The following is a 22,608-nucleotide window of genomic DNA, read 5'->3' on the forward strand; positions in this document are numbered from 1 at the left end:
TCCGCCCTCCTCCGTTTTAGTTTGAACCACAGAGTGGTTTCTTATGAATTATTTCAGGAGAAGGTTTTCATTATAAACAGAACCTTTTGGACTTCTTAGTTACTCTCTCTAAGTATGATTCATCTACCTCTACGCCAATCCCAGGAAGAGAAGGAACTTCTATCTCACCATTTTCCATTTGAATACCAGGAGTGACGAGATCTTTCTCAAAATATCTGTCAGAACCGGATAAATCACCTGGAATACTAAAATTAGGAAGAGAAGCCAAAGCCAAATTGTGGGCTTTTGAAATACCTGATTCAATCATTCCCCCGCACCAGACAGGGACGTTTTCCTGTGCGCAATAGTCATGGATCTTAATTGCTGCGCTCAGACCTCCCACGCGGCTGATTTTTATATTAATCACCTGACAGCTTCCTAGCTGAATAGCCTGCTTAGCATCGTGAAAACTCATGACCGATTCATCCAGGCAGACAGGCGTTTTCAAATGTTGTTGTAATTGCTGGTGTAAGTAAAAATCTCCTGCCTGAAAGGGCTGTTCAATCATCGTTAATCCATAATCATCAAGAGTCTCAATATGAGCCATGTCTTTTTCAGTATAGGCACCATTCGCATCGATCATCAAAGGGAGATCGGGCGAGAGCTGCTTAACCTGCTCGATTATTTCACTCTCCCTGCCTTTATCCACCTTTAGTTTGTAACGTTCATAACCTTTTTCTTCTAACGCTTTTATACCTTCTGCTGTGGAGTCATTCAAACTAATGACAGCTCCCGCTTTTACACGTTTTTTTCTACCGCCTATCATTTTGCTCAAACTTTGTTCGGTTTGTTTTCCATAAAGATCCCAAAGTGCTCCCTCAACTCCAGCTTTAGCCATTGGATGTCCTTGCACTCCCGTTAGCTGTTCTGGAAAATCAAACGGGTGCATAACTTCCTTAAAATCAATATTTGGAACAATACAATCGGAAATAATATGCCACGCTGTCTGAGTAGTTTCTGAGGTATAGAAAGGTTCCGCAAACGCCGTTACTTCTCCGTAACCCTTTCGTCCCGACTGGTCCGCAACCTCTACAATAATTAACGTTCTTTTATTGATCACGCCCTGGTGAGTACGAAAAGGCGAACGTAATGGTAATTCAACTAAACGGAGACTTAAATAGTCAATGTTCATAATTCCTCTCCTTCTCCAGTACAGTAAACAGTTCTCGGCGCATCAGTTTATTGGAGGCATTTCTAGGTAACTGTTGTATCTTATGAAATTCCTTAGGCACTTTATATTTAGCTAGTCTTTTATTACAAAACTGGATTAGGTTTTCTTGATTAACCTTTCCATTATCTACTACGAGAAAAGCGACAGGAACCTCTCCCCATTTATCATCTCTCCTCCCGGTTACTCCAGCCTCAATGACTCCAGGATAGCCTGCCAGCACACTTTCGATCTCAGCAGGATAAACATTTTCCCCTCCTGAAATAATCATGTCTTTCACTCGATCAACCACGTATAAAAAACCTTCACTGTCTTTATATCCAAGATCTCCCGTTCGGAAATAAGTTTCTAATCTTGACGGGTGGTTATAATAGCCCGAAGAAACCATTGGACCTTTTACAATAATCTCACCAACTTCATCGGCGTTGTTATTATCAATCCACAGCTGTGCCAGAGATAAGGGCTTTCCAGCGGAACCTATTTTTTGATTGGCTGATTCAGGCGAAAGGGTTGCTATTTGAGAAGACGTTTCCGTCATACCATACGTTTGAAATACCGGAATACCTTTAGATGCAGCTTCGTGAAGAAGTGGTTCTGGAACAGGACCTCCTCCAAGCAGCATGCACCGGAAATGCGTTGGGTAACCCCCTTCTTGTAAGTTGTTCATCAACCGCTGCATCATAACCGTTACCACTGAAATATGAGTCACGCCACGTTCAATAATGGCTTCATTTATTACACTCTCGTCAAAGTTGTTCACTAAATGAACCGTCATGCCATAGATTACATTTTTCATAAGGATAGAAAATCCACTTACATGAAACATAGGCAAACATAAGAGCCACTTATCTTTACCGCCAGTTCCCAGGTTTAATGCAGAAGCAATGGCGCTGTACCAATGGTTTCCATAGGTGTGCATGACAGCTTTAGGACGTCCTGTTGTTCCAGAAGTGTACATCATCGTGAAAACTTGATCCAAGTCAATTTCTTTACTGAAATGGGCCATATCCGTGACGGCCTTCCTGGCCACTTTATCCATTCTAAACACAGGAATGACAGGTGCCTCGGCTTCATCAAGTACTTCCAATGCTTTCACTTCGGTCTGTTTTCCAGTTATTAAACAATTAACTTGAGCATCATTTATTTGATAAACAAGCTCATTCGGAGTAAGTCTTATATTTAATAATACAATGGTAGCTCCCACATAACTTAATGCATGAATGCAAATGGGAAAATCACTGCTATTCTCCGCTAAGAGGGCTACGTGATCTCCATGTTTAATGCCTTTTTCCAGTAGAGATTCTGCCATTTCAAGGCTTTCTCTCCGTAATTCATTAAAATTCATAACCGTTCCTTCTGGAGTTTCAAGCGCAATATGATCTGGATTTAGCTCATTTTGTTTATCTAACCAGTGCGGAATTTTTTCCCCCATGACCATCTCTCCTTTTGTCCATGAATTCAAAAAGGGGCACTCCCTTTTGAATGGGATGCCCCTTAAGATTAAAGCCTATTCAGATACATCTATTTATGATCAAGGGAAACGAGGAAACTTATCAAATTCAGGCTTCCTTTTCTCTTTAAAGGCATCCCGGCCTTCTTTTGCTTCTTCCGTCTGATAGTACAACAATGTAGCGTCTCCGCCCATTTGCTGTAAACCGGCTAATCCATCTGTATCTGCGTTGAAAGAAGCTTTCAGGAAACGAAGAGCAGTTGGGGATTTTTCGAGCATCTCTTTACCCCATTGAACCGTTTCCGCTTCCAGATCTTCTACAGGTACTACTGTATTAACGAGCCCCATATCTTCCGCTTCTTTGGCACTGTATTGACGGCACAGATACCATATTTCACGAGCTTTCTTATGACCTACAATACGAGCCAGCAGACCCGCACCGTAGCCAGCATCAAAGCTCCCCACTTTAGGACCTGTCTGACCAAATACAGCATTATCTGCAGCAATGGTTAAGTCACATACAATATGTAATACGTGCCCGCCGCCAATTGCATATCCAGATACCATAGCCACTACAGGTTTTGGAATAACGCGGATTAAACGCTGCAAGTCCAGTACATTTAAGCGCGGAATATGGTCATCGCCAATGTAACCGCCGTGACCTCTTACTTTCTGATCGCCTCCAGCGCAAAAAGCCTCATCTCCAGCTCCAGCCAGGACAATTACCCCAATTTTGGAATCGTCGCGAGCATAAGCAAAAGCATCGATTAATTCATGTACCGTCTGTGGTCGGAAAGCATTCCTTACCTCTGGACGATTAATCGTTATTTTGGCAATCCCTTCAAATGTATCGTACAGAATATCTTCGTATTCGCGTTCGCGAACCCAATCAAAAGCCATATTGACTTCCTCCTTCAATATTTAATATGAAACTGAAAAGCGCAAAACGCTTACATACATTGTTAATTATATCATGAACTCCTCTACAATTTTAGCAAAAACTCGTGGTTTTTCGAGATGAACCGTATGACCGGCCCCTTCAACCTCTGCCCAACTAACGTTAGATAACCGATGCTCCATGTGCTGATTAATCGATCGAAATTTTTCATCTTCTTCCCCTGTGACAAGCAGCACGTCTGCCCTTACCTCCTCAAGCTTATCCCACCAGGAGGGCTGAGAGCCTGTACCCATTCCTTGCAAGGATTGTGCCAATCCTTCAACGGAGTGACTTAATCGTTCTTCTCTTATGGTCTTTCTACGTTGTTCAGGAAGCTTTGTAAGAGTTTCAAATAGCGGAAGAGATTCCCAATATTTCACAAAACCTTTTATACCTTCCTGATATAATAAACCGGTCAATCGCTGATCCTTTTCCCGTCGTTCGCTTCTTTCTAATTCTGAAGGCAGTCCCGGCGAAGCACTCTCCAGAATTAAACGATTGACTCTTTTAGGATAAAGTAAAGTAAAAGACAATGCCGTTCTTCCTCCAAGGGAATAGCCCAGGATGTTTATTTCCTCAACGCCAAGTTTATCTAAAATCACGGAGAGATCTGAACAGAACTTCTCCATGGAGACGGTTCCGACCGGGCCTGTTCTTGCATGACCGGGCAGCTCTATCTTTACAAAGCGACACTTTTTATCCAGATAACTTAAACATTCATTAAATGTATGTGTACTTCCTGTAAAACCGTGCAGCAACAACCAGGCAGGGCCACTACCGGTATCCTCTATCCAGTAATTGCGTTCTTCAGCCTTTATCATCATTCGTGTTCGCTCCAAGTGGTAATGGATTCCTCTATGCTCTGCCATTTAGCTTTATGAAACGCAACATGATCTTCTCGATTTGTAATGACTTCAACTACGAAAAGACCATCGTATTTGTAGCTTTCAGCTAGTGCTTTTTTATACTCGTCCCAAGTCTCCGCCTTCCTGTGAACGCCACCATACATCTCCACTATTTTGGAAAAATCCAAATCAAGGGGTGTGCCGAACAACTCTTCAAAATGGTTAGGGTGATTCACTTGTGGGAGATAAGAGAAAATACCGCCCCCATTATTGTTGATAACTACTATTGTCATGGGCAGCCCTTTATGCTTAGCAATTAACATCCCATTAAAGTCATGATAAAAAGACAAGTCGCCCAGTAATAAGGTTGTTCTGCGCCCTGATATAGACGAACCCAGTGCGGCAGAAAGAACCCCATCAATTCCGTTAGCACCACGATTAGCAAGTATCTTAACTGACTTAGGAGTAGACATAAAGAAACTATCCACGTCCCTTATAGGCATGCTGTTTCCAATGAATAAATTGGAATTATCAGGAAGGTATTCTGACAAATATACGACTGCATGACCTTCATTCATTTGATCTTCGGGCTCACTCAACATTTGATTCTTAGCGGTACTGTTTAACTTATGCCATAGTTCCAGCCAATCGGTTTCATAACTTCCTTCTAAAAAGAAGCCTGATAATTTACTGCAAAAGACTGCAGGGTCGCTCCATATAAACTGGGCGGTGATCCCGGCAGGCTCTCGGTAACTTTTGTAAGTATCTACTATGAAATGATCCACGTGCTTTTCAATTCTTTTCACCCATTTTAAATAAGCTTTCGATACAGGCATTGCACCAAAGCGAAGAATATAGTCTGGTTCGATTAACTCTTGAATGCGTTCAGACTTTAATAGAGCATCATAATTTTCTATGATGTTCCTCTTATCATGAGCTCCGGCTCTTAATTGAGATAACGGATCTGCTAGTATAGGAACTCCCAGTCTAGCAGCGAGCGTCGTTACAAAGGGAGCAAGTTCTTCGTCTGCCTGCGGACCAATCACGATCACTCCTCGCTCATAACTCTTCAACCTTTGAAACAGTTCTTCAAGCACTTCTTCCTGAAGGCCCGGGTCTCCTGAAAAAGCACGAGGAATAGGCTTGACTCCCTCTCTCCATAGTCCCTGCAAATTAAAATCAGGTACCAGCGGTTCGCGGAATGGAAGGTTCAAATGAACCGGTCCAGGATGATTCCCTACAGCTTCTTCAACTGCTCTTGCTGCCTGGCGTCTGGCATACATGTGCAGCCCTTCCTCAGGAACAGCTAAGTCATGATACCACCTGACGTAGCTGCCAAACATATCCGTCTGATCAATAGCCTGAGGGGCACCTGTATCTCTGAGTTCATGTGGACGATCAGCTGTAAGCACCAGTAGAGGAACACGACTGTAATGAGCTTCTACAATAGCAGGAAAGTAATTTGCCGCTGCGGTGCCTGAAGTACACACAAGAGCCACTGGTTTATGTTGTTCTTTAGCAATCCCTAACGCAAAAAAAGCCGCAGAGCGTTCATCAAGATGAACCCAATGGTTTATCTCGGAATGCTCTGCAAGGGTCATAGCTAAAGGAGTTGACCTTGAGCCGGGCGATATAACCACATGCTCTACCCCCGAAAAGACGAGCTGGTCAACAAAGTGTGTCACATACTTGGTTAAGGACTCAACGTGTTCCATTAACATCCTCCTAAAACTGAGAGCATCGGTTTTAATTTGACGTGTGTTTCTTCATACTCTGCATCTGGATCTGAGTCCTCTACTACACCGCAGCCTGCAAATAGAGAAGCTTTATCGGATTTTATCAATGCTGAACGGATAGCAACGGCAAATTCCCCATTATTATGCATATCAAACCACCCTATCGGCCCTGCATACCATCCTCTGTTTAACTTTTCATTGGTCCGTATATAGTCAACCGATTTTTTCTGTGGCATGCCGCCAAGAGCTGGGGTTGGATGAAGCTTTTCAATGACATCGAGCAGAGTGTACCCTTTCTCCAATACTGCCGTTACCGGAGTATAAAGATGCTGAAGATTTTTCAAAGGATATAATACAGGAGCTTCCGGAATCTGAACATTATAACAGCAGGCTTCTACTGCCTGGCGAATCATTTCTACAACAAATTGATGCTCCTGCCGGTTTTTCGGATCATATAACAGTTCCTCCCCCAGCTGCACATCCTCTTCTTTGGTTTTCCCGCGGCGGGTGGTTCCTGCTAAACAAGTAGAAACAAGCTGCTGCTTATCAAGTTTTGCCAGGCGCTCTGGTGTAGCTCCTACAAAGTATTCTCCTTCGCTTTCAAAAGCAAAAATATAACTATTAGGCTGGGTTGCCGCTAATGCTTCAATAACAGCTGCGAGCTGGACAGGATCATTAAATGAAATACGTAACTCTCTGGCAAGAACCACCTTGTCTAATAAACCTTTCTTAATATCTTCTGTTGCCTGTTCAATCGATTTCTTCCACCCGGACGGGTCAATCTCTTCTGAGTCTTTTCTTACCGGTAATTCAAAGGTCTGATGCCCAGCTTTCAATAAAGTTTCACGATGGTTAGATAATTGTGTAATTATCTGCTGCTTGTGGTCTTCTGGAAATATAAGAACATTTGTTGTCAAATAGGATTCAGGACCTTTGTTGGTCAATAGAAAAGCCGGAATGGTCATCTGGCTGTCAGGGAAAGCTTCCCATGGGACCTGTTCATTCTGTTTGGAATCAAAACTAAAACCCCCAAGCGCAACGATCCCCGTCCCCTTTTCATTAAATTCATCGTATGTCGATGCACTTTGATGGATATTGTCCCACATGACCTGTATTTCCTTAAATCGATTTTTGTTTTCCGCATACATTTTATAGGCTGTGCCAACAGCCACCATTGTAAAATCCTCTTCAGCGCTTCGCCAAAACAAGCAATGATTGTTTATGGAAGTTCCAGCATCCAGAAATTGAAATGGATCTGATGGCTCTATTTGATCCACCACACTAATCAATTGTGGTTCATTTCTTTCTTGCGCCTGATTTATGGCTTTTTCAATTATTTCATCTATTTGAGGTGCTTGTGTATGAAGCATCAAAATTCCTCCCATTCCTCAGGGGACGTCATAATACATTTATAACGGTTCAAAAACCGTTTGTTTAAATTTAGTAAAGGATAATCTATATCTATTTTATTCTCTTTTTTCCCTTGACTCAAGAATTGTCCACCCAATCTTACAGATTAATACATGTATTGACACTCAAGAAGTGTTTCTCTAAACTTAATTTGTTATCATATGAGTAGTTAAAGTACAAGGGAGAGGACATCTATGAACTCTGTTCCAAATCAAAACATGAAAGCTTCCTTGAATGAACGTGAAGGTTTCCAAGTATGGTGGAGGTTGTTAAGACCTCATACCCTGACGGCTGCCTTTGTTCCCGCATTTGTCGGAACAATGCTTGCTGCAATGGAGCAGCCGATCAATTTGGGGTTATTTGCCGCAATGTTATTAGCTTCTATCCTCATTCAAGCTGCTACAAACATGTTTAATGAATATTACGACTATGTAAGAGGACTGGACAATGAGAATTCCGTTGGTATTGGCGGCACCATTGTAAGAGACGGTATCAGCCCACGTGTTGTGCGTTCCCTCGCTATTGGCTTTTTTGTCATGGCTGGATTGTTAGGGATATATATTTGTATCGCATCAAGCTGGTGGATCGCTGTTATTGGGCTTGTTTCCATGCTTTTTGGATACTTATATACAGGCGGGCCTTATCCAATTGCTTATACACCATTCGGCGAATTGACAGCTGGTTTTTTTATGGGCACGATTATTGTAGGGATTAGTTATTATATCCAGCGATTGACGATTTCATGGGAAGTTATTCTTGTCTCCATTCCCGTCGCTATATTTGTTGGAGCCATCCTTCTTGCTAACAATATTCGCGACAGAGTGGGCGATGCCGATAATGGCAGAAGGACATTAGCTATACTATTTGGTCATAAAGGATCGATTCGCTTTTTAACTGTCCTTTTTCTCATAGCCTATGGACTGACGATCACGTTAATTATCTTTAGCATTTTACCCTATTGGTCATTTATTACCCTATTCAGTGTAGCGAAAGGTTATCAGGCTATTCAAGGGTTTAAAGGAAAATCTCAACCTCTTGAAATGATGCCGGCAATGGTAGCCACAGCAAAAACCAACACGATGTATGGAGTCCTCTTGGGTATTTCTATGCTATTGGAGATTTCTATCCCTCTGGGATAACTAAAAGGGTGGCTTAAAGCCATCCTTTTTTCTATAGGTTTGACTCCGGACGCAACGGGAAATATGAGGTAAAGGATGGATATCTAATGGAAAAATTAATAAAAAATACTCTAATGGAAACCTTAGGTATGGAAATTGAATATGCGCAAGCTGATTATGTTCAGATCCGCATGCCTGTGGATCACCGCACTCATCAGCCTATGGGCTTTCTACACGGCGGTGCAAGCGTAGCTTTAGCTGAAAGTGCTGCCAGTATAGGCGCATACTTAAATGTAGATGAAGAGAAGCAGCAGATTTTCGGTATCGAAATTAATGCCAATCACATTAAGAGTATTCGCAAGGGGCACGTCATCGGTAAAGCAACGCCAATTCATATTGGGCGCAATACGATGGTCTGGGAAGTCAAGATCCTGAATGAACAACAAGAAACCATTTCGATATCCAGGTGTACCATTGGAGTAGTGCCTGTAAAAAATAATTGAAAAGGGGCCGATTTCACATGTTAACAGAGAAACAAAAAGAATCCTTTAAACAGCAGCTTTTAGAAATGAAAAAAGAAGCAGAAGAAGAGATGGAAGAATATAAGGACGATCGATTGAAAAATGACTACGAAAATGATGACACTGGAGAGATTTCAAGTGTTGCCGACCACCCGGGAAACTTGGGAACAGATCAATTCGAACGAGAAAAAGAACAGACATTTTATGAAAAATCCCGCGAAAAATTAATGGAAGTCAACGATGCTTTGCAACGAATGGAAGAAGACCGTTATGGATTGAGTGAGAAGTCAGGGGAACCTATACCTCTAGAGCGTTTAGAAGCTATGCCGACGGCTCGCTATCGCGTGGATGAAATTGAGAATAAATAATATTAAACATAAAAAAAGCTGTCCAGTTTGGACAGCTTTTTTTAGGCTGCTTTGGAAGAGCGAACGCTCTTTTGCTCGATCCACGGCTTTAACTTAATAAATAATGGAACAAACAAAGCCCCAATAATGATTCCTTTTATTGCATTGAACGGGAGAATCCCCGCTAAAATAGTTATCCATTTAACATTAGAACTCATGGTTTCCCACCCCATGAACCAGCTGTATGCAGGTAAAATAAGAAAGTAATTAAGTACACTCATCCCTGCTGCCATAATAATAGAGCTGGCGACAATGCCGGAAACTAATGACTTTGTTGATTTAAATTTGTGATAGACCATGGCTGCTGGTACTACAAACAGGACACCTGCTGCAAAGTTAGCCATTACCCCTACTGGATCGGCAGCACCTGTATAAATTAGATACAGCGCATTTTTTAAACCTTCTACGATCACTCCAGCTAATGGAGTAAAAAGAATAGCTGCAATTAGTGCAGGGATTTCGCTAAAGTCCACTTTTAAATATTGAGGAAGCATAGGCAGTGGAAAATTAAGCAGCATTAAAACCATAGAAATACTTCCCATTAGAGCTAATATAATTAATTTAAGCAGTTTTGATGATTGACCTGCATAAGGGTTCATCATCCATCTCCTCCTTCATCTTTTTCATCGATTCACATCCCAGATGAAGGTGAACGTGCTCCCTATTTCCAAAATAAAAACCCTAAAGCATACATAAAAGGGCTTTAGGGTGGATTAATTATCCATAGGAAACAATAGGTAGAATTAGATATACTTCTACCTGCTTCGCTCGACATCTTCTCCCATCCAGACTGTAACTGTCGGTCCCGGAGTTGCACCAGGTCCACCGTTTAGCATGATGCCAAACGGGTCACGGACTGAAAGCGTATATACGCTTATTACCGTCGGTCGGGAATTGCACCCTGCCCCGAAGATGGAACCGATATGATATTGTATTATTATTTTATATAAAACCCTAGGAAATGGCAACTCTTTAGTTTTAATCTGATCATTTTAGGTTTAATTAGGATTAATATTGAAAGATTGTTGACGAGTTTCGTCAACAATCTTTCAATATTAAGTATTTATGTGGAATGACTTAAATGAGTTGTCTTCGGTTTCCTCTTTTATTTATTAATCACAACACCGGTCTATTGTATGTCTAGCTCAAAATTCGTAATTACTTGAATTTGGTTGTGTTAAAGTTAGTCCTGATATTATCTAAAACAAAGACCTCCAATTTCTCGGAAGTCCTTGTGGGATATTATCCTATTCAACTATAGCGCCTTTCTTTTAAGTCTTGAAACCGAGTATAAATCTTAGGTTGTATTTTACTTTAGTAGATAATCCTAATACCTTATTTTATTTACCTTTACTCCATTTGCAACAGACGTAATGGCAAAAGTGCTTAAAAAGAAACTAAGCATGGCATAAGATCCACCTTCGTCCCCTAATGTTAACAAAACCTTTTAAAGACGATTATGAAATGGAAAGTTTCTTTATTTTTAAGATCAGTTCCTGTTCAAGACTGACTACATGACAGTGTCTGATCCCTGTTTCGTTAAAGTTACGCGCTGGGAAACAGCACTTTTATAGGTTATAAAACGCGCTTAAAAAGACATGACTGCTTACTCAAAAAAGGTTCCGTTCCACACCGGAACAGAACCTTTTCCCTTATTTTAAGTATTTCTCGGTGACACTGCGAACTTCTTTCCCTTTCGCATGTTTGTTTACTCTCTTCATCACATACCCCTGAACTTTCCCTGCATCCGAAGGTTGACGGGCTCCTGTTTCTTCAATCGCATGCTGTACATAAAAATGGAGCTGGATCGAACTGAGCGTGTACTCTTTTTTCTTCAACTTTAGTTTCTTCTCAAGAAAATCTATCATTTCATTCTTGATTAAACGTAATGTTTCTTCTTCCTCCTCTATTTTATCTTCTGCATCCTGATAGAGTTCGATTTTCTCATCAAGATCTTTTCCTGTTTGCAGATCCATCTCCTTCAGTTGCCCGAGGAGTCTCTCTTCTTCACTCAAGACGCCGGGGACGTTGACGTCATCCACATTAATATGACCCCAGCCTCCTTCGGCCTTGTCTGTGATTCGAATCAAGAGGGTTTCTCCGACATACTCAGAAGCATCCCATTCGACGCGACGGTACGTTTCCTGGTTTCTTCCTGTCGCTTGCTTCAATACGTTTCCATTCGAGACTCGGATCAGGGAGACAGAGAGTTGCTCGATGTTATTGCCACCGCCGATCAGAAAGTCGATCTTTCCATTGCCGCCAAGCTCAAAGGCCTGTGATTCTAAAATACCTGTCGCTGCGTCGCCACCGCTTGAATCAAGGAATCCCCAAAGGTGATGTCGCTCAGGGTCTATCTGGGCTTCGGCCTGGTCAAACGGGCCGCCCCAGCCCCAGTCGTCTTTCGCTGTGACATGCGCATCAGAGAAGGCCTCTCCTTCTACGATGTTCCATCCCGATAAGTCACCAGTTTGGAAATCATGGTTTTCAAGCTCCCCATGTGGCGGGATGGTTTCTGTTTCTTTTTCATAAACCGGAGCGGTCTCACCGAAAGCACCGTTCATTTCCCAGACATCCATGGACACGATCTCTGGGTCGCCTCCTTCACTCCAAATCTCTAGGCCAAGCGCATCATAACTTGTAGGATAGACGCGGGAAGTGATGCTCTTATGTCCATTGGCATACGCTTCAACCATCGAGCGGTCCAAGTAAAGATGAAGCTGCCAACGGTCGCCGTTCAATTTCAGTTCTCCGCCTTGGACGCCTTTACTCACATCCGGGTCCAGGCTGGACTGATTCCGGTTAATCGCAAATGTTTCTTCCGTAGTATCGTAATACACGAGCGTTTCTTCTTCGCCATTTTCACTCTGCCGTACTTTAATACCCACTTTATCCGCTTTCTTCGGATCGATGTCTAAGATAATTTCAAGCATGTCGCCTTCCACATCCTGAATCAACTCATTCGCTTCTTTCATTCCTTTGTTTTCAAAGGATACCAAAGAATCGCCTCTTAAAGATTCCAGTTCCTGTATCGGCTGAAGTCCGAGATCGTTATTGCCTCTCAACGAAAGTTCCACAGGCAGTCCAGCATTGTGCGCCCAGCCGGCATCATAATGTTCTTGCTCGCTACGTTTGTCTTGAGCAATGTTGAATAAAATTGGCGTGCCGTCTTCATCCACCATGCCGCTTGGACCTGTGAAATGTTCACCATAGTCGAACATTTTCGGTTCTTCATGATCAGGGACAAACGCTAAGTTCTCTTTATCCCACGTACCTACCCAGTAGAAGGTGTATTTGACATTATGCGGGCTGTATCCATCGAACCATGGGTTGATAAAGAATGCATATTTTTCTTCTCCAGATTCACCTTTTCCGATCGGAAGAAAGACGGGTAGTTCCCATACGTCTCCCGTTTTTGGATAGGATTCTGAATCTCCGGTAAAGAAAGGTTTCTCGTAGGTCCAGTTTTCCAAATCCTTCGAAGAATATAACAGTGCTGTTCCACCCACTTGATCAATTCCTGACCCCATCAGCTGATACCAGGTGTCTCCATCTTTCCAAACGAATGGATCGCGGAACTGGCCGTACATCACTTCGCCCTCTTCTGCCGGAAGGTTTTCTTCCTGTATCGTTACAGGCTCATCAAGCATGCGCCATTCCTTCAATTCAGGATCACTCGGGTCCTCGCTAACGGCAAGACCCGTCATTTGATTCGGGAATTTACTGTCATCTCCTGCCGTGAAGAATAGGATCGGTTCCCCGTTCTCATCGAGGGTCGCGCTACCGGACCATACTCCGTCTGGAGCCACTGAGTTCGCTTCAGGTGCAAGAGCGGTAGGAAGCTCTTCCCAATGCACCAGATCCTCACTAACCGCATGTCCCCAATGAATATGGTGCCAATACGGTCCCTGCGGGTTCTTTTGATAGAAAATGTGATATTTTCCATTATAATAGATCGGTGCGTGTGGTTCGTTCATCCAATGTTCCGGAGGCATGAAATGATACTGTGGTCGATGCTGATCTCCATCGTAACGCGTACGGTCCCAGTCCATGGATGGTTCAGGGAGCGTGTGATCGGCGAAGTTCTCTACCATAGACTGATACTCCTGCTGAATCTCTTCGGCTGTCTTCGCCTCATTTGCGATTTTCACTTCATCCATCAAACCATTGAACATATTGGCATCAAACACCCCATTAATCTGTGCCGCCTGGTTGTGTTTCCCAATCAAAAGATCCTCGCTGGACGTTGTTATCCTTCCATTGGTTGTTTCGGCCTGGCCGACCAATTCTCCATTCAAGTAAAGTTTCATCGATTGGTCATTCCGGTCGAAAGTAGCGGCCACATGGGACCACTGATCCTTTTCCAGTACTTGGTCAGACGTCGTGGAAACCTCTTGCCACTCGCCATTGATACCTGCCTGGAAAGAAAGCTTGCCGTGGCGGCCCATTCCTAAAATAAACCCTTCGCCTTTTGACTTGTCATGCTGGTTGACAATTGCGGATACTTGATTAAGATCCCCCCACTCATACGCTCGTGGAGCTACCCATCCTTCTATGGTAAGGGCATCTTCGGGCTGGACGAATGATTCGTCTGTATGTGTCACCCAAGTGGAATACCCATCAAACAATAAGGCATTTCCTACCAGTCCTTGGCGCCATAACGGATCAGTCGATGGTTTATAGACCGCGTCATTAAACACGTAGTGCACAGGATCGAATTGTCCACTGACTTCCTCTGTCGTTACCTTTCCTTCTTGTTCATCAAATGACCAATGAGCAAGCGGGCCAGTCTGCTTCACTTGGAAGTCGTCTACATTGATATGTCCCCACCCTTCTGTAGAGCTGTCCACGACTTTCAGATACACTTCTTCCCCTACATACTCAGAAGCATCCCAAACGACTTTCGAATATTCTTCGGAGTCGTTCCATTCGGTATTGGTTGCCTTCATCAATTCTTGATCATCGGCCGCCCGTACCAGGGCTACATATAAGTGATCAGGGTCATTTCCTCCACCAATCAAATAAGAAATCGTCCCTGTTCCAGATAAGATAAACGAAGAGGAACGCAGGACTCCAGTTTGCCCGTCACCCCCGTCTTTAGATCCCCACAGATGGTAGTCTCCCTGGTGGTTGAACGGCCCTCCCCAGCCCCAATCCGTATCATTGGTTATGTCAGCCGGGCTGAAAGCATCTCCCTCAACGACGGTCCATCCTGTTAAATCACCCGTTTCGAAATCCCCATTCTCAAGATCATCTCCGATCGGCTCTCCTTCTGTGTACACCTGAAAATCATCGACGTTAATATGGCCGAATCCATCATTATGGTAATCCACGACTTTCAAGTAGAGCGTTTCACCAAGATAGGCACTGGCATCCCAGGAGACGCGGCGGTACTTCTCGTCGCTTGCTCCTGTAGCTTTGAAGAGTTCTTTCCCGTCTGACGCTCGGACAAGAGCTACATATAAGCGTTCCTTATCCTGCCCGCCGCCGATCAGAAATTCAACTTGCCCTTTTCCGCTTAATTGAAAAAGATCGGATTGAAGCGTTCCTGTCCGGAAATCGGAATCACTCACGTTCTCAGAAAAACCCCAAAGGTGGTTTTTTCCTTCCTGTTCAAAAGATTTGCCATCCCAGTACGTTTCTGTTTGAGAAACCCCATGGGTAAAGGCACTTCCGCTTCCCGTCCATCCTGTTAAATCGCCCGTTTCGAATCCCCCGTTTTCCAAGGTGTTCGGAACGTCTTCAGGAATACTCCTTTTCATAGGTTCCACGTTCGCCTTATTCAAATCCGTCACCTTCAATTGACTAAGGTACGCCTCTCCTCCAGTACTGAACACTTCCAGCGTGGAAGGGGACTCATCTCTGAAGATCTGATCGGTCAGAACGGTTGTCCCTTCATTTCCGAACACTTCCACAGACGACCGGTCCAGGAGGATTCTCATCTGAACTTTCCCGTCCTTCACTTTCAGCGGAGCTTCGTGAACCGCTGCAAAATCTGCTGAGAAGTCGTTCTCCCCTGATGACGTACGGTCAAGGGCGATCTTCTCCTCTTTGCTGTGGTAAACGATCGTCGTCGATTGATCGTTTTCGTTCGTCAACGTAAACCCGAAGGAATCCGCAGACGACTGATCGATATCAAAAGAAGCGGTTATTTCAAGCAAGTCATGGACAGAATCGCCGAGTTTCTGACTTCCTCCTTTCACTACTTCATCTTTTCGCTCTACGGTTTCTCCTCTTAACTGTTCAAATTCAGTTACAGGCTGCTGTTGGAGTTGGTATGTACCATCCTCTGCTGTACGAAGATTCAATTCCCGCGGAATGGACATCGCTCCACGGAAGTTTTCTGTCGGTGTGGCCTGGCCATACTGCCAATTGTTCATCCAGCCAAGCAAAATCGTACGTTCTTCTTCTTTCGGCAGGTTGTTCCACGTGACTCCGGCATACATGTCTGCCCCATAATCCAAAGGAAGCGGTTTCATTTCTGTAGAAAAAGATTCTCCATCAAAATCACCCACGACATATTCCATGCCGGAACCGCCGGCAGAAGCACCTTCACTCACACTCATCATGAGCGCCCATTTCTTTTCGTTTGCATCTCCGTCGACCGGCAGTTCTACAAGATCCGGGCACTCCCAAACCCCTGCAGCATCGGCCGGACGTTCGAAGGTGTCGGTATGCTGCCAGTCTTTTAGATTATCAGATTGATAAAATTCGATGCTCTGCCCCGCGGACACAACCATTTTCCATTGTCCTGTCCCTTCATGCCAGAAGACTTTTGGATCTCTGAAAACATCCGTATCATCAGGCATGTCCATGACCGGATTTCCTTCATACTTCGTCCAAGTTCTTCCTTTATCATTGCTGTAAGCAAGGCTTTGGGTTTGGTGTCCCGCTTTTTCATGCGTGAAGACAGCGACCATAGGCGCTTGATCACCCGTTTGGAACCCAGCGGTATTCTTTTGATCTACGACTACACTCCCTGACCAAATATACCCTTTTTCATCCGGATACAACGCGATAGGGAGCTCTTCCCAGTTGATTAAATCCTGGCTGACCGCATGCCCCCAATACATCGGACCCCATTGATTCCCGGTTGGGTTATGCTGATAAAATAAATGATATTCCCCGTCATAATAGACCAATCCATTGGGGTCATTCATCCAGTTTTCAGCTGGTGAATAATGAAATTGGGAGCGGTATGGATCAAGCGAAGTTCCTTGACTATCCTGCACCTCCTCCTCAGCCATCGGATAGGTCGGAAACAAAGCCATGATTAATAGGGCAATCGTCAAAACGGTGGTGGACCGACGGATCACATGTCTCAAGTGATCTCCCTCCTTTTAAGTTGTAAGCGCTATCAAAAAATAGTGCGCTATTTTTTTAAAACCCATGTAAAAAGAAACCCCGTCTGTGCTTTCAAACAGTCAGACGGGCGTTTGAGTCTCTTGTTGAAAAGGAAACAAAAGGACGGTTAACATAAGAATGACATTGACGGAATACAACGGCAGGATGCCAGGTATGAACCGAATACACAAGAGAAGCAGAACAAACCCGGCGATAAAAGAAAGCAGACGACCAGGGTAAAGCAACATAAGATGAATGGCGTTTTTCAAGGCTTCTTTCGCCTTCATTCCATGACTGAGAGGGTTGAATGTTAAGATAGCCGTCATCAACACCCCTCCACCCAAAAACACGGTACCGCTGAAGAAAAGGTAGAACCATATCCCTGTGAACTGAAGACTGGTATAGATATTGAGCCCTAAAAGGATCAGTAAAACCAACGTACATAAGAACACAACATTCGCAGAAAGAAAGGATCGTTTGTAAATGTTCCAATAAAACGCTACCGGATGAGGACGCCGGTCCGCGATCCACTCTTTCAATAAGGCGACACAGGCGGCAGAAGCAGGAAAGATACCGAAAACTCCGCCACCCATCAGTGTAAAAGTAATCCACAATACATTTAAAATCGCAAGCCGCATCAACCAGTCACAGACCAGGTAGATGAGGTTTCCCGTACCTTTCATTTTCATCCTCCTATTCTTCCTTTAAGCGTTTGGTTTCCAGATCGATCTCATTTCAAAAACCGACGACCGTTTCACTTCTAGGGTTCCGCGAACAGCTTCCACTTTCAACTTAGCTTCGTGATCAGCTATGGGTAAGTATAAATTCGTCATGCTTATTTCTCCGTCGCCAAGAAAGATTTCGACCGAGGAATGGTCACAGACAAGCTTAAGATGGAAAGACGAAAGGTCACCACTCAAAGGTGCCTGACACGTACACGCATATTCACTTGAAAAATCAAGGTCCGTCCCGTCCCTTTGAACGTAGATCACATTTTTCTCGCGATCAATACCAACCCTTAGACCTCTATCCTGCTTTCCAAATAAGCGTGCTTCAAACGCGCCATCCTTTTCCATTTCCACATCCAATTCCCATAGGAAAGGAGAAGCAGGCTGGTCTAGCTCGATGGATTGCTTTTCTTTGAGTAAGGAAGGATCCTTCTCCATTCGTTTCTCTATTAAATTTGTAAGCTCTGCGACAGGCTTTTGAATCAGTAGTTCCTGACCTTCAACCCTAGTTAAAGTCAATTCTCTTGGAATCGTCATCGCACTTCTCCACGGATCTGTCGGCACGTCATTGGCATATTGCCAATTACTCATCCAGGCAAGGACCACCCTTCTCCCTGGTACATCGGAAAAGGATTGCGACGCATAAAAGTCTTTGCCGTAGTCAAGCCAGCGCACCGAGTCTTTCGGCTGATGAGGAACAAAGTGCTTGCCATCAAAGGATCCGATAAAATACTGCGTGCCGGACCCACCTGCAGGAGCGCCAGCATCAATCCCGATCGGCATCACCCATTTCTTTTCCCCGGATATTTCATTCGTGAGAGGGAACAGATCCGGACATTCCCACACCCCTTTTTGTTCGCCCCACCCTTCTCCAAATTCACTAACATAGGTCCACTGCTTCAAATCAGGCGAGGTGTAGAATTGAACTTTTCTCCCTGCAGCAAGCACCATCACCCACTTCTCTGTATCCTCATGCCAGCATACCTTCGGATCACGAAAGTCCTTGATTCCAGGGTTTGGAATCACCGGATTGTCCTCATATTTCACCCAAGTCCGCCCCCGGTCTTTACTGTAGGCGATGCTCTGCCTTTGTAAATCTCCATCTGCATGGGTAAAAACAGCAACCAGGCCCGGTTTTCCATCAAAAAAACCACTCGTATCCTTGTGGTCGACCACAGCACTCCCCGAAAAAATCATGCCTAGATCATCTGGATAGAGGGCGACACGAAGATGTTCCCATGCGATCATATCCTTACTGACAGCGTGGCCCCAGTGCATCGGCCCCCATTTTTTACTATCTGGATGATATTGATAAAAGAGGTGATATTCCCCTTCAAAGTAAACAAGACCATTAGGATCATTCATCCACATTTGTTCGGGGGTGAAATGGATGTGAGGCCGATACCTCTCCTGATAATACCCATTCGTCGTTAATGGCTGCTTTTGAATCATATGTTATGGCACTCCTTCCAACAAAAATTGCACCCTTCCCCTCAGGAGGAGTTTCTCCACTTTCCGCCTGACATTTGAGTGACAATCATTTAGTTTTTTGAACCTGTATGGGTTAATCCTTGTACGTAATATCTTTGCAGGAAAACAAAAATCAACAGCATAGGAACAGTGGCAATCGTTAAAGCAGCCATTACCTGCCCCCACTTGATTGGTGGTTCGTTCATGAAGTATTGAAGACCAATCTGGATGGTACGCATGCTTTCATCCGAAGCGACAACAAGCGGCCAGAGGAAGTCATTCCAGTGGTTGATAAATAAGACAATCGCCACAGTTGCAAACACCGGTTTAGAAAGCGGGACAATAATTCGGAAGAAGATTCCGATTTGAGAACAACCATCGATTTTGGCCGCTTCCTCCAATTCTTTAGGAAAGTCGAGGAAAAACTGCCGGAATAAAAAGATCGCAAAAGCATTTGCAATAAACGGGACAATCAAACCGGTGTACGTATTGACCCACCCAAGGTCATACACCAAAACGTAGAGGGGTAGAAAGATACTTTCCGGCGGGATGATCAGGGTCGCGATAATGACTCCAAGCCAGAAACCAGCCAGTGGAAAACGAAACCGGGCCAAGGCGTAACCAGCCATTGAATTGACAATAAGTCCAAAGACAATGATACCGGTTGTATAAATCAAGCTATTTAAAATGTACTTCATAAGGTCTACACGTTGAAAAGCCGCGATATAATTGTGGAAGTATCCCTCTTCTACTTCACCGGGAGCCGGGGGCAGAAAGGCTTTCAGTGATTTCATATCCCTGAAGATTTGAAACTCATCTTTCAATGATGAAACAAGCATCCATACTAAGGGAAAGAGAAAGATGAATGTGAGTAAAATTAAAGATACATATAAGACGACTCTCTGGATCCTTTTCTTTCTTTTCATAGCTTTTACCCCCTCTCCTCACGTATGAGCATACGCTGAATAATGGTGATTGTAAGGACAATCAGTGTAAAGACAACGGCCATGGCTGATGCATAACCAACATCTCGATAGTTGAATCCCGTTTCATAGATGTGATAGACCAGAGAGTTGGTAGACCCGAGCGGTCCTCCCTGTGTCATGATCATCGGCTGAACGAGTAATTTAAAGGCAGCAATGCTGATCGTAATAAAAATAAACAAGGCAATGTTTTTCAAACCTGGCAAAGTCACATGTAAAAACTTCTGCCAATTGCTTGCTCCATCAATATCTGCCGCTTCATATAAATGGTTCGGAATGTTTTGAAGGCCTGCCAGGAAGATCATCATCTGGAAACCGGCCCCTTGCCAGACAGACATGACAATGATGGAGTTCATAGCCTGATCCGGGCTTGTAAGAAATGGCTGTGGTGAAATCCCTATGATGCCTAGCAACTGATTGATCAAACCTTCGTTTGGATTGTACATAAACGTCCAGAGAATCGATACCACAACCAAAGACATCACGACAGGGGAGAAAAAGGCCGTTCGGAAAAGCACGCGGAACTTTAATTTCTTATTAATGAGTAAGGCAAGCCCTAACGCGACCGCCAGCTGAACAGGAACGACAATGACAGAAAAATATACAGTATTCCAAAAGGCTTGTCGGAATTGGGCATCCTGCCATATATAAGAGAAATTCTCGACCCCGATAAAAGAAATATCATCCGGTTTTAAAATATAGAAATCTGTAAAACTATAATAGAAAGCAGCTCCCATCGGATACAAAAGGAAGACGCCCAGAAGGATTAAGGCAGGAGCCAGAAAGAAGTATCCAGTCACCGCTTCTTGGAATGCCTGTGACTTTCTTCTTTTTTTTCTCTTTGGCGGCACCTTTTTAATCGATGGTTTAGATGGAGCTTTATATTGGTCACGATCGGTCAGTTGTTTTGCAGAAGAACTATTCCCTTTCATATTGGTTCACCCTCTCTTTCAAACACGTGGACGTCCGGTCTTTAAAATCATTTGGAGCCTGCAGCACTCACAGGCCCCGATTATTGGTTGGGTTATTCTTCAAAACGTTTCAATTCACGCTCCACACGTTGAACCTGCTGTTCCACCACACTCTCTACATCTTCTCCTAGAGCAGCGGCATGGAAAGATTGAGCAAACGCATCTGTCAATACTGGATAAGCAGGTGTAGCCGGGCGGGCATGGGCCGTTTCAAGGACTTGTTCCTTCATAACGCTCCATGGAAGCTCATTGAATTTCTCCATGTTTTCGAACGCAGACTTCTGTGCCGGCGGCATGCCTGTGGCTTTCGAGATTTTGATTGTTGATTCTTCATTCGTCATCCACTTCATAAGCTCGACAGCTGCTTCAGGATTTTCTGTATTATTTGTGACAGCATAAGCCATGCTTCCAGATGGAGACACTTTTTCGTCTTTATAAGGGTACGGCATCATCCCCCAGTTCAAGCCGGCATCTTCAGCGGAAACAGCAATCCATGGACCGCCTAAAGCAAGGGCTGCATTTCCTTCCTCAAACTGCATCTCACCTGGACTATCGGTAACGACACCTTCAGCAAATAGTTCTTTCACATAGTTTAAAGCTTCAATGGTTTCAGGACTGTTTAAATAGCCATCCACTTTTGTACCATCCTCGGAAATCAACGCGCCTCCATTAGACCAGGCAAGCGGTGCTCCCATAAACGTCAACCATTCACCAACACCGTAGTTCATAAACAAGTTCAGTCCATAACGGTCTTCTTTCGTCAGCTTCTTAGAGTTCTCCATCAATTCATCCCACGTCCAGGCTTCTTCGATAGAATCAGCCGGCTCAATTCCGGCTTCATCCAACAAGTCTTTGTTGTAATAAAGCATGACGGAAGCTTCCATTGCTCCTAAGGAGTATAATTTGTCGTTGTATGTGCCTTGTTGAATAATCGAATCTACATATTGGCTTTTCGTTTCTTCGTCAACATAATCATCGATCGGCTGAATCACTCCAGCATCCGCAAAGCTTGAGACGTAAGGGCCGTCCACCGCCATCACATCAGGCAGGTTCCCTGCTACAAGAGCGGCATTGATACTGTCACTGTAAGCACTTGCTCCGTCATCAATGATGACTTCTGCGTTGACATGGATGTCCTCATGCTCTTTGTTGAAGGCATCAATCAATTCAATGTACGCATTGGTCTCATCTTCACCTGTTTGGTGAATCCAGAAATCAAGCATGACCTCTTCATCCCCTGTAGCTTCAACACTTGTATCAACGGAACCAGTCTCCACGGTATCACTTGTTGTATTCTCCCCAGAACTCTCACTCTCTGCTTCTGAATTCGCGTTACTGTCACTCGAACAAGCCGCAAGCATCAACGTTACAAGAATCCCTGCCAACAAATACGATAATCTTTTCATCCTCCGTACCTCCCATTTCATAATTGAATGCTGACAAATAACCTTTCGTCCTAAGTAAACGTTTACGTAATCGTT

The 22,608-nt window shown here is 44.0% G+C and carries 16 protein-coding genes, 3 pseudogenes and 1 riboswitch; of the genes and pseudogenes, 3 read left to right on the forward strand and 16 right to left on the reverse strand.

Annotated elements, in window-relative coordinates; translation table 11 throughout:
• Nucleotides 1-70 precede the first annotated feature (70 nt).
• From menC to BMZ06_RS11365, 6 genes are all read right to left on the reverse strand, one after another.
• Nucleotides 71-1,171, reverse strand: coding sequence for an o-succinylbenzoate synthase (gene menC, locus BMZ06_RS11340; protein ID WP_089752154.1), 1,101 nt, complete (start codon nt 1,169-1,171; stop codon nt 71-73).
• Nucleotides 1,161-2,639, reverse strand: coding sequence for an o-succinylbenzoate--CoA ligase (locus BMZ06_RS11345; protein ID WP_089752155.1), 1,479 nt, complete (start codon nt 2,637-2,639; stop codon nt 1,161-1,163). The genes menC and BMZ06_RS11345 overlap by 11 nt, the downstream gene beginning before the upstream one ends.
• A 99-nt stretch (nt 2,640-2,738) precedes the next feature.
• Nucleotides 2,739-3,557 (reverse strand): 1,4-dihydroxy-2-naphthoyl-CoA synthase, encoded by an 819-nt coding sequence (gene menB, locus BMZ06_RS11350; protein ID WP_089752156.1) that lies wholly within the window; start codon nt 3,555-3,557, stop codon nt 2,739-2,741.
• A gap of 66 nt (nt 3,558-3,623) precedes the next feature.
• Entirely contained in the window at nt 3,624-4,418 is a 795-nt protein-coding gene (menH, locus tag BMZ06_RS11355; RefSeq protein ID WP_089752157.1) for a 2-succinyl-6-hydroxy-2,4-cyclohexadiene-1-carboxylate synthase, read from the reverse strand.
• Nucleotides 4,415-6,154, reverse strand: coding sequence for a 2-succinyl-5-enolpyruvyl-6-hydroxy-3-cyclohexene-1-carboxylic-acid synthase (gene menD / locus BMZ06_RS11360; RefSeq protein WP_089752158.1), 1,740 nt, complete (start codon nt 6,152-6,154; stop codon nt 4,415-4,417). The genes menH and menD overlap by 4 nt, the downstream gene beginning before the upstream one ends.
• Nucleotides 6,154-7,545, reverse strand: a complete 1,392-nt coding sequence (locus BMZ06_RS11365) for an isochorismate synthase (RefSeq protein WP_089752159.1) — start codon at nt 7,543-7,545, stop codon at nt 6,154-6,156. The genes menD and BMZ06_RS11365 overlap by 1 nt, the downstream gene beginning before the upstream one ends.
• A gap of 234 nt (nt 7,546-7,779) precedes the next feature.
• Here BMZ06_RS11365 and BMZ06_RS11370 point away from each other — a divergent pair, with 234 nt between their 5' ends.
• The 3 genes from BMZ06_RS11370 to BMZ06_RS11380 all read left to right on the forward strand — a co-directional run bounded on the left by BMZ06_RS11370 (nt 7,780) and on the right by BMZ06_RS11380 (nt 9,592).
• Entirely contained in the window at nt 7,780-8,724 is a 945-nt protein-coding gene (locus BMZ06_RS11370; RefSeq protein WP_089752160.1) for a 1,4-dihydroxy-2-naphthoate polyprenyltransferase, read from the forward strand.
• Between the two features lie 86 nt (nt 8,725-8,810).
• Nucleotides 8,811-9,206, forward strand: coding sequence for a hotdog fold thioesterase (locus BMZ06_RS11375; RefSeq protein WP_089752161.1), 396 nt, complete (start codon nt 8,811-8,813; stop codon nt 9,204-9,206).
• Nucleotides 9,207-9,223: 17 nt separating this feature from the next.
• Entirely contained in the window at nt 9,224-9,592 is a 369-nt protein-coding gene (locus BMZ06_RS11380) for a TraR/DksA C4-type zinc finger protein (protein WP_089752162.1), read from the forward strand.
• A gap of 41 nt (nt 9,593-9,633) precedes the next feature.
• Here the strand turns inward: BMZ06_RS11380 and BMZ06_RS11385 are convergent, their stop codons facing one another.
• The 10 genes and pseudogenes from BMZ06_RS11385 to BMZ06_RS11415 form a co-directional block, all read right to left on the reverse strand.
• The gene (locus BMZ06_RS11385) at nt 9,634-10,233 is read right to left on the reverse strand and encodes an ECF transporter S component (protein WP_089752163.1); all 600 of its coding nucleotides are present in this window, start codon (nt 10,231-10,233) and stop codon (nt 9,634-9,636) included.
• Nucleotides 10,234-10,400: 167 nt separating this feature from the next.
• Nucleotides 10,401-10,549: riboswitch (FMN riboswitch) on the reverse strand.
• 734 nt (nt 10,550-11,283) lie between these two features.
• Nucleotides 11,284-15,393 (reverse strand): GH32 C-terminal domain-containing protein, encoded by a 4,110-nt coding sequence (locus tag BMZ06_RS11390; protein ID WP_425431763.1) that lies wholly within the window; start codon nt 15,391-15,393, stop codon nt 11,284-11,286.
• 39 nt (nt 15,394-15,432) lie between these two features.
• Nucleotides 15,433-15,870: pseudogene (locus tag BMZ06_RS21285) on the reverse strand (GH32 C-terminal domain-containing protein); the annotation flags it as partial.
• A 30-nt stretch (nt 15,871-15,900) separates the two neighbouring features.
• Nucleotides 15,901-16,878 (reverse strand): annotated as a pseudogene (locus BMZ06_RS21290) (glycoside hydrolase family 32 protein); the annotation flags it as partial.
• Nucleotides 16,879-17,055: 177 nt separating this feature from the next.
• The gene (locus BMZ06_RS11395; protein ID WP_175477874.1) at nt 17,056-17,658 is read right to left on the reverse strand and encodes a YesL family protein; all 603 of its coding nucleotides are present in this window, start codon (nt 17,656-17,658) and stop codon (nt 17,056-17,058) included.
• A 21-nt stretch (nt 17,659-17,679) separates the two neighbouring features.
• Entirely contained in the window at nt 17,680-18,141 is a 462-nt protein-coding gene (locus BMZ06_RS21295) for a GH32 C-terminal domain-containing protein (RefSeq protein WP_425431764.1), read from the reverse strand.
• A 12-nt stretch (nt 18,142-18,153) separates the two neighbouring features.
• A pseudogene (locus tag BMZ06_RS11400) lies at nt 18,154-19,128 on the reverse strand (glycoside hydrolase family 32 protein); the annotation flags it as partial.
• A gap of 116 nt (nt 19,129-19,244) precedes the next feature.
• The gene (locus BMZ06_RS11405) at nt 19,245-20,099 is read right to left on the reverse strand and encodes a carbohydrate ABC transporter permease (protein ID WP_089752166.1); all 855 of its coding nucleotides are present in this window, start codon (nt 20,097-20,099) and stop codon (nt 19,245-19,247) included.
• Nucleotides 20,100-20,104: 5 nt separating this feature from the next.
• Entirely contained in the window at nt 20,105-21,088 is a 984-nt protein-coding gene (locus BMZ06_RS11410) for a carbohydrate ABC transporter permease (protein WP_089752167.1), read from the reverse strand.
• Nucleotides 21,089-21,180: 92 nt separating this feature from the next.
• Complete coding sequence (locus BMZ06_RS11415) at nt 21,181-22,533, reverse strand: ABC transporter substrate-binding protein (protein WP_089752168.1); 1,353 nt, start codon at nt 22,531-22,533, stop codon at nt 21,181-21,183.
• Between the last annotated feature and the right edge of the window lie 75 nt (nt 22,534-22,608).

Origin of the sequence: Halobacillus alkaliphilus (assembly GCF_900113125.1) — a bacterium.
GTDB lineage: Bacteria > Bacillota > Bacilli > Bacillales > Halobacillaceae > Halobacillus > Halobacillus alkaliphilus.